Consider the following 16,797-nt stretch of genomic DNA (forward strand, 5'->3'; position numbering starts at 1 on the left):
TCTTATTTTATCTTTTTAAAAACCTCATTATACTCCCTACAGATAATTGTACGGCTATTTTTGCGCTTATTTATTATTAAAAATAACGCAATGAATTTTACATTAAAATTATGTTTAGCTCTACTTTTAGCGATGAGTTCTCAGTCTTTTTTTGCACAACAATTCAAAGACCAGAAAACTCAGGAAATTGAATTTAGAAATTCAGAAAATGAAGCAAGAAGAATTTCAGAAGAGAATCATAAAAGACTTGACGACAAAATTTCAGACTTAAAGAAACAACAAAAAGAAGTTGAAACAAAGAAGAAAAACCTCGTTAAATCTGAAAATGATTTAAAATCAACAAAAGAAAAAATCAGCAAATTGGAACTTGCAAATCAAAAGATCGAAAGTAAAATAACAACAACTTCGGTTTCTGATGAAGAAATTCAAAAACAAAGAATAAAAACTAAAGAAAACGAGGTAAGTATTCAAAAACTTAAATTGACGCAAATAACACAGCAAAAAGAGCTCGAAAAGGTTATTTCATCGCTGTAAACAAAAAACCCAATTCAATGAATTGGGTTTTTTGTTTATCGTGGAACAATGATTGCATCTTGAGAAAGTATTTCTTCACCGTTTTGGTAAATCGTGAGTGAAGCTGGCGGCGAATCTGAAGTGCCCAAAACAATAATGTAGCACTCGTAAAGATACGCACCTTTTTTAAAATTGAATTTGCTGTTTCCTCCACTTCCATCTGCAATCCATTTTCCGTTAGAAATTATTAAATCCGGTTCTTCGCTCATGGATTTTTTAATTGACCATGAAGCGTATCTGTAATTTTCATTTCCTAAATCGTCAATTCTTATTCGGAATTTTGATGTTTCTAAAATATAAAGCGGTTTTTTGAAAGTCGCAATAGATGAATGTAATTTTGTTTTCTCTCCAGAGATCAACTTATTTTTAAGAGCGGTCTCTGCTTTAGATTGGTAATTGATACTTATAATTTTTCCGTCAGTATCAATCCATAATGTACCCTGATTCAGCATAATACCGCGCCAGCCAACCTCAGACCAATCTTTCGCCGGATTCGATTTTACTATTTCTGCTTTTAAAGCAGCATCAAAAATTTGATCATATCTCTTTAAAAATTCAGCTTTGTTTTTAACAGCAGGAATAGGATATTCACGACTGAGCGGAAAAGAGATAAAAGAAGCAACTCCAGCTTTGTTATTACTTTTTACATTTGCGATAAAGCTTTTAACGAACTTTTGATATTCTGGTTTTAAATCCTGACTTACAGCATTCTGCAGTGAAAAAATAAGTAATGCAATGTATATTAACTTTTTCATGTTTTCTATTTTACATAATGTTTTTACGAGTAGCTTTTAAATCTACGTTTTTAGATTGTCAACCTAAGATACAAAATTTAAAATCAATTTATGCTGGCTTTGAACATTTTAAGTTCATCCCACGTAAATTCATCTCCATGTTTTTCTTTTAATCCGTTCAAAGATTCTTCCTGATAAAACTCAAAAGCATCACGAAGTGCCAAGATTTTATCGTACGGCAGCACATCAGAAATATCAACTTTTTTGGCTTGAATCAATTTGACTAAGTGCATTTCGATGGTTTGGACTGTGAGTTTTCGAATACGTGCAATATCTTCAATAGAATTTTTCTCGAGCCAAAGTTCATGCGTTTCTTCTACAGTGGTCTTTTTTATGGATTTTGGCTCATTTTTATCGAGTTTTTTCGCCACGTAACGCACAACAGGTTCATCGAGTTTAAAAATATCAGTATTGCTCATATTAAACTCCTCCCGAATTTTCGAAATTTTATCCGTTTTGAAATTCTTAATCTCGGGTGATGTTAGTTTTTCTTTAGAAATTGGTTCTCCAGCCACCACAATTTCTATAAGCAGTTTGGCTTTCATTAAACGCAAAACGGCTTTCGTTTGAAGATCATCTAGAAAAGCTAATTCTTCATAAAACTCTTTTACTTTTTTAAATTTCTGAATTTCAGCCATTTTCTGTAAAAGATCTGTTACCAACTTATCCATTGGCTTAAAGAAATAATCGTATGCCGCCACTACCCTTTCCTGCACAAAAAATAAATCTACAGTTTCTTTATTAAAAATTTTATTGAGCTGCTGGATAAATTTTTGAGCTGGATCTACGAGTGAATCCATTATTTCTAAACGTTTATGTGCCCAAGCAGAATGTTTTGCTTTTTCTGAATTTACGGCATTTTCATTATAACTAAAACGATGATTACGCCATTCTTGAGCGAGATCTGTCCAATTAAAACTGTTAATCAAATAGTTATGAATAAAATTTTTAGTTTCGAAATGCAAAGAATGCTTTAAAACTTCTTCGGTAGCTTTGTTCAAAGCGTAGTCCATTACATCTTGATCGTTAGAAATGCCATTCATTTGTATCGGAGAAAGCAAAATAAGCCCATTTAAAGACGTTAAACGCGATAATGCTACATATGCCTGTCCTGGCAAAAAAACTTGCGATACATCAAGCGCTGCTTTCTCAAAAGTTAAACCTTGACTTTTATGAACCGTAATTGCCCAAGCCAATTTGATTGGATAATGCGCAAAAGTGCCTAAAACTTCTTCTTCAATCTCTTTTGTGAGCTCATTTACTTTATAACGTATATTTTTCCACTCGTATTTTTCAACTTCAATTGTTTTGTTCTCTTCCGGAAAATGCACGAAGATTTCTTCTGGTGAAAGTGACTTGATAACGCCCATTTTTCCATTAAAATAGCGCTTTTCAAAAGATAAATCGTTCTTTACGAACATAATCTGAGCACCTACTTTTAGTTTTAAATTTTCTTCAACCGGAAAAATTTTCTCTGGAAAATCACCCACAACAAAAGGCTGAAAAGTATATTCATTTCCTGCTAAATCACTAATTGCCTGTTCGTTCATAGAATCAGCCTTCACATTATGCGTCGTTAATGTGATGTAGCCCTTATTATTTTTTAAATCGAAATCTGGTTTTACATATTCGTTTAAAATCTCAATATCCTGAGGTGTAATCTGATTGTTTCGAAGATTGTTCAAAACAGATATAAATTTATCATCTGTCTGACGGTAAATCTTAGATAATTCGATATACAACGGTGGATTTTGCTGCATTACATGCGAATGAAAAAAGAATTTTCCTTTATAAAAATTGCGTAAAGTGCGCCATTCTTCATCCCGAATTACTGGTGGCAACTGCAATAAATCGCCAATAAAAAGCACCTGAACGCCTCCAAAAGCGCGTGTGTTTTTACGGACTGTCTGCATCATAAAATCTATAGCATCCAGCAAATCAGCACGAAGCATACTTACTTCATCAATAATCAGCAACTCCATGTTTTTTATGACATTTCGCTTGACATTATTCATTTTGAAATGTCTTCTCAACGTTTCTTTATTCTCAAATTTTACCGTTTCAGTAAACTGTGAATTATTCTCATACGAAGGAATAAAAGCCGAAAATGGCAGTTGAAACATCGAATGAATCGTTACACCGCCAGCATTTAAGGCCGCAATTCCAGTAGGCGCTACAACTACAGTGTTTTTGTGAGTGGTGGCGATAATTTCGCGCAAAAGAGTGGTTTTACCTGTTCCGGCTTTACCAGTCAGAAAGATAGATTTTTGTGTTTGATTAATGAATTGTAAGGTGTAAGCTGCTGCTTCTGAAACGTTTTGCATTTGGCGTATATTGAAAACTAAAAGTATAGCATTTTTATAAAAGAAAAAACCTAAATCTTAAGAGATTTAGGTTTTTAAATAGTTAGTTAACTTGGCAGTTATTTTTTAGCCTCTTCTTTAGGAGCATCTGTTTTTGGAGTTGCTTTGTATTTTTCATTCAAAGCTTTAATCAAATCTTTTGTAATATCAAACTTATCCTCTGCATACAAAATAGTTGCAGCATCTCCTGTTCCGTAAATATAAGAGTAACCGTTTTTCTTTCCGTAGTCTTTAATGAATTTTTTAACTCCGCTTATCAAAGAATCTCTTTCTACACCAATTTCTTGTTGCAATTGTTGAGACAAAGCTTGTTGAGCATAACCCAACTGCTGCTCTCTTTTTTGCAGTTCCGCACCTCTTTGTTGTGCCCAAGCCTGACCATTAGCTTGTGCTTGACTTTGAAAATTAGCAGCGTCTTGTTTAAAACGAGTAATTTCGGCTTGTAATTGTCTTCCCTTTTCTTCTGCTTGAGCTTTGTATTTAGCTTCAAGATCTTTTGATTCAGTGTACTCATTCATCAAAACTGAAGTATCTACGTAAGCTGTTTTTACTTCCTTAACTTCCGTTGCCTTATTACACGAAACAACTAAAATTGAAAGTGCGATAATTACTAATGCTTTTTTCATTTTCTAAATTTCTAATTTTTTTTAAGTATTGAAGACAAAAATATAAAAAAATAAATAGCATTGACATAAAGTTTAAAAAATGCTAGAATTTTATGATATTGTTTTTATTTATGGAAAGAAAAATGTCAATAATTCAACACTATTAAAACTGGCTTTAATAGCTTTTATTAGAAACAACTTCTCAAAAAAGCCGTATTTCCACCTCAATCAAGGTGAAAAAACAGCTTAAATACGCTTAAATTACGTTTGGTTGTTTTTTAAGATGTAAATATGCGATGAATACTCTTTTGTACTGCTCGCCTTTAAATTTGACTTTAAGCCGACGAAAAATGCACTGACGAAATTCATTTTTCCGGTTTTGTATTTTTCAGATAACAAACTCACATAAAAAGAATCAAATTTCATTGGAAGCACTTTTTCTAACTTCATGTCGACTTTTTCAAAAAGAGATTGAATGGCTTTTTTTGAGAAATGCCAAAAGTGAATCGGCACGTCAAAAGCTGCCCAAAATTCTTTATAATGTTTTGCGTCGTACGATTTAAAATTTGGAACCGCAACAATTAATGTTCCAGTTGGTTTTAATAGTCGTTTCAATTCCTGAATTTGAAGTTCTAAATTTGGAACGTGTTCTAAAACATGCCACATTGTAATCACGTCAAAAGAATTACTTTCAAGATCGCTAATTTCATTTACAAAAGAAATTCCTTTTTGAATTGCAATATTTTTTGCTCTCTCACTTGGTTCTACTCCAACAGTTTCCCAGCCATCATTTTTTGCTGTTAATAAAAAATCTCCTGTCCCGGCACCAATGTCTAAAATTCTGCCTTTGCGAGATTGTTCTTTATTGATCAAATTTAGTTTATTCTTTAAGGCAATATTTTTTACAAAATGATATGCTTTTTCAAATAATGAACGTTTATTATCTGTATGCGAAATATAATCCTCGCTTTCATAATATTTTCCTAGATTTTCTAAATTAGGTTGTGGCGATGTAATCAGCATGTCTAAATTTTCGTCATGATACAATTCGAAAATTTCTTTAGAAACAGAATGGTCTTTTACAGTAAGAAAATGTTTTTTGTTTAAAACGTCCATTTTTAATTTTAAGTGTTTTTGGTTTAATTTTATAGTAAACCCCAAAATAGAAAAATTTATTTTAGGGCTCATTTTTATATTTTATTCAGCGTCTCCAATTTATTTTTACAGCCGACATTTTTTCGTTTTCAATTCTTATTTCTGTCAAAACAGTAAAACCATTTTTTAGATAAAACGGCATAGGAGATTTATAAAATTCATTATTTTGTTTTACTTCATTTTCATGATCAATAACCCAACCATTCAAATTAGTATTTTTATTTTTTATTTCATTAATCAAAAGTGAACCATTCCCTTTGCCTTGAATTTTGCTATTCAAAATTATAGCAAACCAATCTTCATCTTCTCTCAAAAAAGTAAATGTCCAACCTATAATTTTATTTGAATCGTCAAAAAGCAAATAATGTTTTGTGCTTGAAATTCCATTTAAATACAATTCAAAATCTTCACTTGTCTTCAAATGTAATCTTGCCGGATATTCGTCATTCCAAAGTTGTCGTAAAAATTCTTTTTCTTCTTTAGATAAAATTTCCTTTTCAACAATTTTCATATCATGAATAGTTTCACGTGGAACAATTTGAATTTGTTTCAAGTTTCAAGTTTCAGGTTTCAGGTTTCACTATACTTAATATCAGATTAAAGTTTTCGATTCCAACAAACTTGAAACTTGAAACTTGAAACCTGAAACTTGAAACCAAAAAATCTATCTCCCCATATAAATCAATAAAACTGAAATATCACTTGGTGACACTCCGCTTATTCTTGAAGCTTGAGAAATTGTTACGGGACGAATCTTGCTTAATTTTTGTTTTGCTTCAATCGACATTGATTTTATTTTATTGTAATCGAAATTTTCCGGAATTTTCACCTCTTCTAAACGAGTTAGTTTATCAGCGTTATTTCTTTCCTTTTCGATATATCCAGAATATTTAACCTGAATTTCGGCTTGCTCTAAAATTTCCTGATCAACATCATTAGCCTCTATATATTCTTTTACTTTCTCAAATTTCATCATATCCTCTAAATCAATTTGAGGACGTGAGAAAACTTTAAACATTTTATCACCTTGCGTAATCAGAGCTGTTTCTTTGGATTCCAAAATCGGATTCGTTTCTGCAATACTTACACTTGTTTCTTTAAAGAAAGCAACCATCTTTTCAGATTCATTTAATTTCTTTTCCATTCGGCGTAAACGTTTCTCAGAAGCAAGACCAATTTCATACGACATTGGTGTTAATCTGAAATCAGCATTATCTTGACGCAACAATGTTCTGTATTCTGCTCTCGACGTAAACATACGATACGGTTCTTCCGTACCTTTCGTAATCAAGTCGTCAATCAAAACTCCAATGTATGCTTCATCACGTTTTAGAATTAAAGGTGCTTTTTCATGCACTTTTAAGTGCGCATTAATTCCGGCCATCAATCCTTGCGAAGCTGCTTCTTCGTATCCAGTCGTTCCATTAATTTGTCCGGCGAAATACAAACCTTCAACCAACTTCGTTTCCAAAGTGTGTTTCAATTGTGTTGGCGGGAAATAATCATATTCAATTGCATATCCAGGACGAAAGAATTTCACTTTCTCAAATCCAGCAACAGAACTCAAAGCTTTGAATTGAATATCTTCCGGAAGCGAAGTTGAGAATCCGTTTACATAAACTTCACAAGTATTCCATCCTTCCGGTTCTACAAATAATTGGTGACGCTCTTTATCTGCAAAACGATTAATCTTATCTTCAATCGAAGGACAATACCTTGGTCCAAGACTTTTGATTCTTCCATTAAACATTGGCGAACGATCAAAACCCTCTCTCAAAATATCATGAACTTGCAATGAAGTATATGTCATGTGACAAGATCTTTGATGCGTTAACGGAACCGTCAAATCCGAATAAGAAAACTTATCCGGTTTTGCATCTCCTTTTTCTTCGTTCATTTTTGAATAATCCAAAGAACGTCCATCAACTCTTGGCGGCGTTCCCGTTTTCATTCGTCCCGCTTCAAAACCTGCTTTGACTAAATCTTCTGTAATTCCAGTTGCAGCGCTTTCGCCTGCTCTTCCTCCTCCAAATTGTTTTTCTCCAATATGAATCAAACCATTTAAAAAAGTTCCGTTTGTCAACACAACAGATTTAGATCGAATCTCAACTCCAAGCGAAGTTCTGATTCCTTTTATTTTTCCGTTTTCAATAATCAAACCCTTTACCATTTCTTGGTAGAAATCCAAATTAGGAGTTCCCTCCAGCATCATTCTCCATTCTTCAGCAAAACGCATTCTGTCACTTTGAACTCTTGGCGACCACATTGCAGGTCCTTTTGATTTGTTCAGCATTTTGAATTGAATTGCAGTTCTGTCTGAAACAATTCCAGAGTATCCTCCAAGCGCATCAATCTCACGCACAATTTGTCCTTTCGCAATTCCACCCATTGCTGGGTTGCAAGACATTTGTGCAATGTTTTGCAGGCTCATGGTAACCAATAAGGTTTTTGAACCTAAATTCGCGGCCGCTGCCGCGGCTTCAGATCCAGCATGACCTGCACCAACTACAATAACATCGTATTCTTCTAAAAACATTTTGTTTTATTATTCTCTGCAAACCGTTTAAGGCGGTTTTCAGAATTAACTTTATTTTTTTTGTTCCACGTGGAACGATCAGAGTTTCATGTTTTGAGTTTCAGGTTTCAGGTTTCAGGTTTCAAGTTTCAAGTTCATGCTCTGTTAAAGTTCCACGTGGAACATTTCTTTAAACATTATAAACTTAAGCTTTACTAAATTTAAAACGTTTCACGTGGAACATTTCAAAGCTTAAATTCGAAATATGTTTCACTTAAAAAACATTAAACTCTTTTATTGAAAAAACGTTTCACGTGGAACATTTACTTTATTCAAAAATGAAACTTTAAACATGAACTTTAAACATGAACTTTAAACATGAACTTTAAATTTAAAACTTGAAACTTGAAACTTGAAACTTGAAACCTGAAACCTGAAACCTGAAACTTGAAACCTGAAACTTGAAACCTGAAACTTGAAACTTAAAACTCTAAACCTAAAACATAATTCTACTGTTCCACGTGAAACATAGCTATTTTTTCGTCTTCTTTCGAACGCATTAATTCAGCATCTTTTTCTGATTTATCTTTATATCCACAGTAGTGTAAAACACCATGAGCCAACACGCGCTTTAATTCTTCTTCAAAAGAAACATTAAAATCTTTAGCGTTGTCCTCTACTCTTTCTACAGAAACAAATATATCTCCGTTGAGTTCATTTCCCACTGTGTAATCAAAACTGATAATATCAGTTAAAGTATCGTGGTTTAAATATTCTACATTGATTTTATGAAGATACTCGTCATCACAAAATATGTAATTTATCTCTCCTTCGTTTTTATTTTCAGAAACGATCACAGCACTTAACCAATCAGAAAATGCTTGTTCGTTGTCTAAAGTAAAATCGGTTTCGTAATTAAAATTGATCATTTTGTATTAAAATATTCTTGAACCTTTTGATTAAAATTCGAGCGCAAAGGTAGTGATTGTCTGTTTAATATCTCAACACTGTTTAAATATTCCAATAATGAGTTTGGTAATGCATTGGAGCGATTAGAAAATTCTGTCTTATTCGTTTCAGATTGACGCTTTGTATCCTGACCTTGTTGTTGAACAGCATTGTTTAATTTTAATAATTCTTGCTTAATATTTAAAATTCTTTGAAGGTTTTCATTTTTAAAACCTTTGTTTAAAAGTTGTTTTTCTGATTGCTTCATTTGATCAATAACAGATTTTCCTTGAGAATCTAATCCCTTCTTCGCTAATTCTTTTTGCAAAGCTTCACGAAGCTTTACTTGTTCTTTATATATTTCCATTATAGCTTCTGCATCACCTTCTCCATCATTTCCATCTTTACCATCGCTGCCTTTTCCTTCATTTCCCTTTCCACCATTCTTATTTCCTTGTCCGTCTTTTCCTTGTCCATCTTTTCCTTGTCCTTGTTTCCCTTCACCACTTTGTTGTCCTTGTTGACCTTCGCCGGGTTTGTTTCCTTCTTTCATTCCTTGCTTCATTTTGTCTCCAAGCCCTTTTTGTTTTTGAATGATATCTGGCAACTGCATTCCTTGTCCGTCTCCTGGTTTAGGTTTTCCAGAACCTGGTTTTGACATAGACATTTGCATGTTGTTTAATAAATCACTCAAAAAATCAGCCAACTTATTTGCAGATGAAGTTGCATATTGCTGGTGCGAAACTCCTTTTGGAACTTGAACATCGGTTAAAGTTTCAATAGCTTTATCAATATTGTACTGTACATTTCCAATTTCTTTAGTTACATCTTCAGCCACTTTAGGATTACGAAGAGAGAGTGCAAACAAACTGTCGTCTACATAACGAAACTGTTGTTTTAAATTTTGCTGAATTTTTATGTTCTTCGTATAGGCAGAAGAACCTAATTTCATCGATTTAAATTGTTTCATCACGTCTTCCTGCGATAAAGAATACGCTAAAAGATTATCTAGAATCTGACGTAACATTGCAACATCTTCTTCTAATTGTTCCTGCTCGCCACCCTCCATACTTTGATCCATTTGCTGTGCCATGCTTTTCATTTTCTTAGAAGCACTTTTTTGTTTTGGCTTTGCGGAAGCATTGTTTTTTTTACCTAATTCTTCAGAAGCTTTTTGCAAATCATTCTTTACATCTTTTTCTTTTGAAGCATCCGAAGGAAGGTCTAAAGGAGATTTTAAAGTTTTATTTTCATCTTTTAAGTCTTTTAAATCTTCCTGGATTTTATCGAATTCTTTATTAATTTCATCTTGCTTTTCTTTTGTATTCTCTTTTTCTTTATCTGAAAGCTGTTCTTGTTTCTCAGAAAGTTTATCTAATTTTTCAGCAACTTGTTCTGCTTTCTTAGACACATAAAAACGTTTGGTCAGTTCAACCAATTGTTCCAAATTACGAGATTGGTTTTTACTGATTTGTTTGAACTTTTCCATTTTATCAAACAGTTCTTCACTGTTTAATTTATCATTTAAGTTCTTCAATACATCTAAAAGTTTTTGATTTTTCTCTAAATCTTTCTCGGCATTATCTAAACGTTTTTGTAAATCATCTGCCGTTTTATCTTTTTTATCGTCTTTGAATTTGTCTAAATTCTTATTCATTTTCTCAGAAAACTGTTTCATTAATTCGTCTTGCTGTTTCTGGCGCTTGATAAAATCGTTAATCTTTTGCTGATCTTTAAATTCTAAATTGTCTTTTTCTTTTCCTGTATTCTGAATCTTATCCATCTCAGAAAATTGCTTTTCCTGATTCTTTAAAGATTTAGATAAGCTATTAATATTTTGATTTTGCTGTTGCAGTTCTAAATCATGAACTTCATCTGTAGTAGAAACTCTATCTGAAAAAACAGATGACTTTGTACTCTTAAAACCGTGTGGGGCATCGTTATCAAAAACTTCAAAATAGTATTCATATAATACTCCTTCTTCAACTGGCAAATTACTTGGGAAAGAAAAAACGAACTGATCAAAGACTGCTTGCTTTACCGGAATGGTTCCACGCTTGGCAGTGTTTGGTTTGTTACGTTCATAATATACCACTTGCAATTTTGACAATCCATAATCATCTCCCAATCTACCCAAAACATAATTTTTATCCAGCTTTAAACTGTCTGGAGCAGTACTCACATTGATAGTTGGATGCTGATCTTTAATCACTGACAGCTGATAATTCAGCTTTTCGTAGTTTTTAACCTTATTGTTAGATGTAAGAATTTGATATTCTGTGTTTTGACTGATACTTTTAGCTAATTTAAATTCATTTTCAGCCTTATTGAACTTAAAAGTTGCTTTATCCTCTTTCCATACTATTTCCTGAGTAGATTGTGTATTCATTTTCCAGGTAACTAAAGTTCCTTCAGGCACAATTGCGTTTCCAGTTCCTTGAATGATTTCTGATTTTTTCTTTAGATAAGATGGAAAATTCAACACCATTTCAAAGTTGGCAATTGAGGGAACCGTAATTACTTTCAACTCATATTCCGCAGATGAAACTGAATTTCCTTCAAAATAAAACTCAATATTTTCAACTGGCTTTTCAATCTTGAATTCAAACTTTCCTGGTTGAGACGATTCCATAAAATAACTTTCGTCACCAATATGAATCATTACATTTTCAGGAACTACATTTCCAACTGATTCCATTTTGATAACGAAATCTTTGTTTTGTTCTGTTTGCAAATTAGAATTTAAAACCACAAATTTGAAAGGAGCCGGAGGCAAAAATGTAGCATTGAAATGCACTACTCTATTTAAACTTTGAGAAATAATATTACTGTTTCCTGAAATGTAAAACACGGCAAAAAGCAAAATTGGAATAATTGCTAATGGCAAATATTTCTTGTTTGATTTAAAATTGACAGCATTTCCAAACGGAATTGGCTGCAATGAATTTGCTTTTTGTTCTATTGAAGCCAACATTAATTCTGAACTTTCGGCGGAATTTTCAGAAGCTGAAAGCTGCAAAAAGTTAGTTAGTTTATCGCTTACTTCTGTAAAATGATTTCCGATAATTTTCGAAGCCTGATTATAATCAATTCCTTTTTGAAGTTTGAACAACTTGAAAATTGGAAACAAAATAAATCGAAATAAAAGAAAAACTTCTACTCCTATAAAAAGCCAAAATAACAATGTTCTTCCTGTTGGTTTTAGCCAAAGGAAATACTCAATAAAAAGCGTGAACAAAAAATACAATAATCCAAAACCGGTAAAAAGAAGTATTCCTTTTATCAATTCATTCGTGTAATATTTTTTAATAAAAGCCTCTAACTTTAAATATATAGCAGATGTTGTTTTCAAAATAAAATCTCTTATGATTATAACCTATAAAAGTAGTAATTTTAATTAGATAATGATCAATGAGATAAATAGTCAATAAGCTATAAACAAAACATTAACTCATTAAAGTCATTTTCTAATTTTCTAATTAGAGTTGTATCTTTGCATCAAAATTTAAACAAATGTCAAAGCAAGTTCGTGTGCGTTTTGCACCAAGTCCAACAGGACCTTTACATATTGGCGGTGTTCGTACTGCCCTATTTAATTATTTATTTGCCAAAAAAAACAATGGTGTTTTTTATTTAAGAATTGAAGATACAGATCAGACTCGTTTTGTTCCAGGTGCTGAAGCTTATATCATGGAAGCACTAGAATGGTTAGGAATTGCTCCAGAAGAAACCGTTGGAAAAAACGAAAAATTTGGTCCGTACAGACAAAGTGATCGTAAAGATTTATACCAAACTTATGCTGATCAATTGATCAATTCGGGTTGGGCGTATTATGCTTTTGATACTCCAGAAGCTTTAGATGCACATAGAAAACAACATGAAGCAGAAGGAAAGACATTTATTTACAATCATCATAATCGTGAAAAACTAGATACCTCTTTAGTCATTTCTGCTGAAGAAGTTTCTAAAAGAATAGCAAATGGAGAGCATTATGTAATACGTTTTAAAACGCCGGTAGATGAAACTTTACATCTAAAAGATATCATTCGCGGCGATGTAAAATTTGAAACTAATCTTCTAGACGATAAAGTTTTATTTAAAAGTGACGGAATGCCAACCTATCACTTAGCGAATATTGTGGATGATCATTTGATGGAAACCTCACATGTAATTCGTGGTGAAGAATGGCTTCCATCGATGCCACTTCACGTTTTATTATACAGAGCTTTTGGCTGGGATGCTCCCGAATTTGCACATTTACCTTTGATTTTGAAACCAGTTGGAAATGGAAAATTATCAAAAAGAGATGGAGACAAATTAGGATTTCCTGTGTTTCCTCTTGAATGGAAAACGGAAGAAGGCATTTCATCTGGTTACAGAGAGAAAGGATTTTTTCCAGAAGCAGTTGTAAACTTCCTTGCTTTGTTAGGTTGGAATGATGGAACTGATAAAGAGTTGTTTTCATTAGAAGAACTTGTTGAATCTTTTGACTTAAACAGAGTTCATAAATCTGGAGCAAAATTTGATCCAGAGAAAAACAAATGGTTCAATCATCAATATTTAATCAAACAAAATGATGCTGATTTAGCGAAAAGCTTCTCTCCTATTTTGATTGAAAAAGGTGTTGATATATCTAAATATGATGTTACAAGAATTGTTTCATTGATTAAGGAAAGAGCTCATTTTGTATCTGAATTTTGGGATCTAACAGATTTCTTTTTCCAGGCGCCTACATCATATGATGAAAAAGCAAGCAAAAACTGGAAGGAAGAAACTCCAGCTTTAATGCAGGAATTGATTTCGACACTTGAATACATTGACGGTTTTGATTCAGCAAATATCGAAGCAATCGTAAAAGATTGGTTAACTAAAAATGAAATTGGAATGGGCAAAGTAATGCAGCCTTTCCGACTAAGTTTGGTTGGCGCTTTAAAAGGCCCACACCTATTTGACATCGTAGAAATAATCGGAAAAAAAGAAACTATTTCGAGAATTCAAAAAGCGATAACTACATTATAATTAAAAATTCGATTTATATACAAACGCTAAGAAACATCTAAAAAATGTTCTTAGCGTTTTTTTATATTTTAAAAAATTTAAATAAGGAGAATTTTCGTAATTTACCAGATCAAAATCTAAATCAATATCACCATGAATCCAGTACTTATTATCTTTTTAGTCCTCGCTTTCTTTATTTTCATGTCTTCCTTTTTTACTGTTAAACAGCAATCATCTGTTGTAATCGAAAGATTTGGTAAATTCTTAAGTGTGAGAAATTCAGGATTACAATTAAAAATTCCAATAGTTGACAGATTGGCCGGACGTGTAAATCTTAAAATTCAACAATTAGATGTTATCATCGAAACCAAAACCAAAGACAACGTTTTTATCAAAATGAAAGTTTCGGTTCAGTTTAAAGTAATTCAGGAAAAAGTATACGATGCTTTTTATAAATTAGAATATCCACACGATCAGATTACAGCTTATGTTTTTGATGTCGTTCGTGCTGAAGTTCCTAAACTAAAATTGGATGATGTTTTTGAAAGAAAAGACGATATCGCCATTGCAGTAAAAAGAGAATTGAACGAAGCAATGACAACTTACGGATATGATATCATCAATACTTTGGTTACTGATATTGATCCGGATATTCAGGTAAAAAATGCAATGAACAGAATCAACGCAGCCGACAGAGAAAAAACTGCAGCTGAATTTGAAGCTGAAAGTTCAAGAATCAGAATCGTTGCAAAAGCAAAAGCTGAAGCCGAAAGTAAGCGTTTGCAAGGTCAGGGTATTGCAGATCAGCGTCGTGAAATTGCAAGAGGATTGGTAGAAAGTGTTGAAGTTTTAAATAATGTTGGAATTAATTCTCAAGAAGCTTCTGCCCTAATTGTTGTTACGCAGCATTATGATACATTGCAAGCAATTGGAGCTGATGCAAATTCGAACTTAATTTTACTTCCAAATTCTCCACAAGCCGGAAGTGATATGCTGAATAATATGGTTGCATCGTTTACAGCTTCAAACCAAGTTGGTGAAATGATGAAGAAAAACAATAAAAAAATTGAAAAACCAAAACCAATTCAGCCACAATCAGGTTATGAAGATGACATTCAACCTGAAACAAAATAATGACAAAAAACAAAAAAGAGGCTTAATTGCCTCTTTTTTTATTTATAAACCAATTGATCGCAAAAGGTAAAATCGATTGCAAAATCTTTGGATAGTTGTTAGAAAAATAATCTTTATAAGAAGAAAAAAAGCCGTTTACAATTTTTTGCGGTGTGATGCTTTCTTTGGTTTTCTGAAAACTTAAAACTAATTTTTGATAATTAATATCTTTTTGGAGTTTCAAAATTTCTAAATCTCTTTCGATTTCTGCGTATGATGAGTATTTTTTTGGCTCCATAAATTAGTCGTTAAAAAAGATTTCTGAAAATTTCTCCAAAATAGGACCTTCTACAAATTTGTCTTTTATAAAGAAAAGTAAAATTGTAAAAACAAGATAGATCCCTCCTACTGTCAAAAATCCAAGTGCATTGCTTTCAAATAAAGATGCAAAACCGTACGCTGCCGCAAAAGATCCAAAAATCAAAACCATACTAAAGCACAATAAGATCAATGTAAATTTAAAAATTAAAGTTGTTGATTTCATGGCAACCTTAAAACCCCAAAGTTTATAATACGCTAAATGACTATCTAGATAAACTTTAGCTTGATCTTGAATATTTTCAGTGTTTTCTTTTAACTCTTCAAAAGCCATATTTATTATTTTGATTAAAAAAACTCAGAATTGCTTCTGAGTTTTTTGGATTATTATTTCTGAAGTTTCGCATTTTGCGCTTTTAAGTCAGCTAGTTTCGATTCTAAAAATGTAATTACTTCTTCCGTTTTATGACTTACATTTGATAATAAATCATCTAAAGTTCCATCAAGATTTTGCGTTGCACTAGAAAATTTTTCACGAAGAACTTCAGAACTTGCATCTATAGAATCCTTCAAATTATGCTTTGCATCATCTAAACCTTCTTTCAATTTAGCACGCGTTTTTGATCCTTTATCTGGAGCAAATAAAATCCCGATCGCTGCTCCTGCCGCCGCACCTGCTAAGATGGCTGCAATAGTATTTAAGTTCTTTGACATAATATTAAAATTTAAATGATTAATAAAGGTAGTCTTTTTTTGATTTATAAAATATTGATAAATTGATATTTACAAAAATTTAATAATACAATTAATAAACATAGGCAACAGCTTCATATTTACCATCTGGTTTTTCAATAATGCTCACAAAAGGATAACCGTTTAAAGCTGACTTACCTTTGATTCTTAAAGCTGTTTGGTTTTGATTTGCAATTGGCGATTCGCCTTTTGTTCTTGTCGAAACACCGCTAAAAGTTGCCGCTTGTTTTAAACCAATTGTCTTTTCTTGAGGCAAAACGGTTACCATTTTGTAATCATCTTTAGAATCAACTATTACCTTATCTGAAATTTTTTGCGTTTGTTTTGTTTGTTTATTGGTAATTTGAGAAACGGCATATTTGCTAATTTTAATTTCTTCAGCACTTTCATTCAGCGAATAATAAATCAAATCATTTTCACTTTTAATAAAATTAACTTCCAGCTGTTCTCCATTATGTTTTGTAATTTGATGCGTCTGAGAAATTGCAATATTGGCAAATAAAATAGATAGCGTAAAATATAGGATCTTCATAAAATATAATTTAGGGGATTACTCATTTCTGTCAAATGAAATTCAAAATTCAAAATAATCTATTAAACCAATTTCATGAAATTTAAAATTATGAAATGCTTTAGAAAAATATTTTTACGCTCGAAATATT

At 32.2% G+C, this 16,797-nt stretch carries 15 protein-coding genes; 3 read left to right on the top strand and 12 right to left on the bottom strand.

What is annotated here, in order from left to right; translation table 11 throughout:
* The first annotated feature begins 90 nt into the window (after nt 1–90).
* Nucleotides 91–534: a hypothetical protein gene (locus IRZ83_RS06200; RefSeq protein WP_194567551.1), complete on the top strand. Its 444-nt coding sequence runs from the start codon at nt 91–93 to the stop codon at nt 532–534.
* A gap of 35 nt (nt 535–569) precedes the next feature.
* On the opposite strand, the gene IRZ83_RS06205 is transcribed toward IRZ83_RS06200, so the two are convergent.
* From IRZ83_RS06205 to IRZ83_RS06240, 8 genes are all read right to left on the bottom strand, one after another.
* Nucleotides 570–1,328, bottom strand: coding sequence for a hypothetical protein (locus IRZ83_RS06205; protein ID WP_194567553.1), 759 nt, complete (start codon nt 1,326–1,328; stop codon nt 570–572).
* Nucleotides 1,329–1,411: 83 nt separating this feature from the next.
* On the bottom strand, nt 1,412–3,691 hold the full coding sequence (locus IRZ83_RS06210) for a helix-turn-helix domain-containing protein (RefSeq protein WP_194567555.1): 2,280 nt from the start codon (nt 3,689–3,691) through the stop codon (nt 1,412–1,414).
* A 98-nt stretch (nt 3,692–3,789) separates the two neighbouring features.
* Nucleotides 3,790–4,356, bottom strand: a complete 567-nt coding sequence (locus IRZ83_RS06215) for an OmpH family outer membrane protein (RefSeq protein WP_029271317.1) — start codon at nt 4,354–4,356, stop codon at nt 3,790–3,792.
* A 240-nt stretch (nt 4,357–4,596) separates the two neighbouring features.
* A complete protein-coding gene (locus tag IRZ83_RS06220; protein ID WP_194567557.1) occupies nt 4,597–5,451 on the bottom strand; it encodes a class I SAM-dependent methyltransferase in 855 nt (284 codons plus the stop codon).
* Between the two features lie 85 nt (nt 5,452–5,536).
* Nucleotides 5,537–6,043 (bottom strand): GNAT family N-acetyltransferase, encoded by a 507-nt coding sequence (locus tag IRZ83_RS06225; RefSeq protein WP_228520665.1) that lies wholly within the window; start codon nt 6,041–6,043, stop codon nt 5,537–5,539.
* A gap of 111 nt (nt 6,044–6,154) precedes the next feature.
* The gene (mnmG, locus tag IRZ83_RS06230) at nt 6,155–8,026 is read right to left on the bottom strand and encodes a tRNA uridine-5-carboxymethylaminomethyl(34) synthesis enzyme MnmG (protein WP_194567559.1); all 1,872 of its coding nucleotides are present in this window, start codon (nt 8,024–8,026) and stop codon (nt 6,155–6,157) included.
* A 488-nt stretch (nt 8,027–8,514) separates the two neighbouring features.
* Nucleotides 8,515–8,934: an rRNA maturation RNase YbeY gene (gene ybeY / locus IRZ83_RS06235; RefSeq protein WP_194567562.1), complete on the bottom strand. Its 420-nt coding sequence runs from the start codon at nt 8,932–8,934 to the stop codon at nt 8,515–8,517.
* A complete protein-coding gene (locus IRZ83_RS06240; RefSeq protein WP_194567564.1) occupies nt 8,931–12,305 on the bottom strand; it encodes a coiled-coil domain-containing protein in 3,375 nt (1,124 codons plus the stop codon). Before IRZ83_RS06240 ends, ybeY begins: the two co-directional genes overlap by 4 nt.
* Before the next feature lie 161 nt (nt 12,306–12,466).
* Here IRZ83_RS06240 and gltX point away from each other — a divergent pair, with 161 nt between their 5' ends.
* Both gltX and IRZ83_RS06250 read left to right on the top strand, forming a co-directional pair.
* Nucleotides 12,467–13,972 (top strand): glutamate--tRNA ligase, encoded by a 1,506-nt coding sequence (gene gltX, locus IRZ83_RS06245; RefSeq protein ID WP_194567566.1) that lies wholly within the window; start codon nt 12,467–12,469, stop codon nt 13,970–13,972.
* Nucleotides 13,973–14,104: 132 nt separating this feature from the next.
* Nucleotides 14,105–15,085: an SPFH domain-containing protein gene (locus tag IRZ83_RS06250; RefSeq protein ID WP_029271329.1), complete on the top strand. Its 981-nt coding sequence runs from the start codon at nt 14,105–14,107 to the stop codon at nt 15,083–15,085.
* Between the two features lie 22 nt (nt 15,086–15,107).
* On the opposite strand, the gene IRZ83_RS06255 is transcribed toward IRZ83_RS06250, so the two are convergent.
* The 4 genes from IRZ83_RS06255 to IRZ83_RS06270 form a co-directional block, all read right to left on the bottom strand.
* A complete protein-coding gene (locus tag IRZ83_RS06255; protein WP_029271331.1) occupies nt 15,108–15,362 on the bottom strand; it encodes a DUF6327 family protein in 255 nt (84 codons plus the stop codon).
* Between the two features lie 3 nt (nt 15,363–15,365).
* Nucleotides 15,366–15,716 carry a competence protein gene (locus tag IRZ83_RS06260; RefSeq protein WP_194567568.1) on the bottom strand — a complete coding sequence of 117 codons (351 nt, stop codon included), beginning with the start codon at nt 15,714–15,716 and terminating at the stop codon, nt 15,366–15,368.
* Between the two features lie 53 nt (nt 15,717–15,769).
* Complete coding sequence (locus IRZ83_RS06265; RefSeq protein WP_029271335.1) at nt 15,770–16,096, bottom strand: YtxH domain-containing protein; 327 nt, start codon at nt 16,094–16,096, stop codon at nt 15,770–15,772.
* Between the two features lie 91 nt (nt 16,097–16,187).
* Nucleotides 16,188–16,667, bottom strand: coding sequence for a hypothetical protein (locus IRZ83_RS06270; RefSeq protein WP_194567570.1), 480 nt, complete (start codon nt 16,665–16,667; stop codon nt 16,188–16,190).
* Between the last annotated feature and the right edge of the window lie 130 nt (nt 16,668–16,797).

The organism is Flavobacterium sp. JLP (assembly GCF_015350755.1).
Classification (GTDB): domain Bacteria; phylum Bacteroidota; class Bacteroidia; order Flavobacteriales; family Flavobacteriaceae; genus Flavobacterium.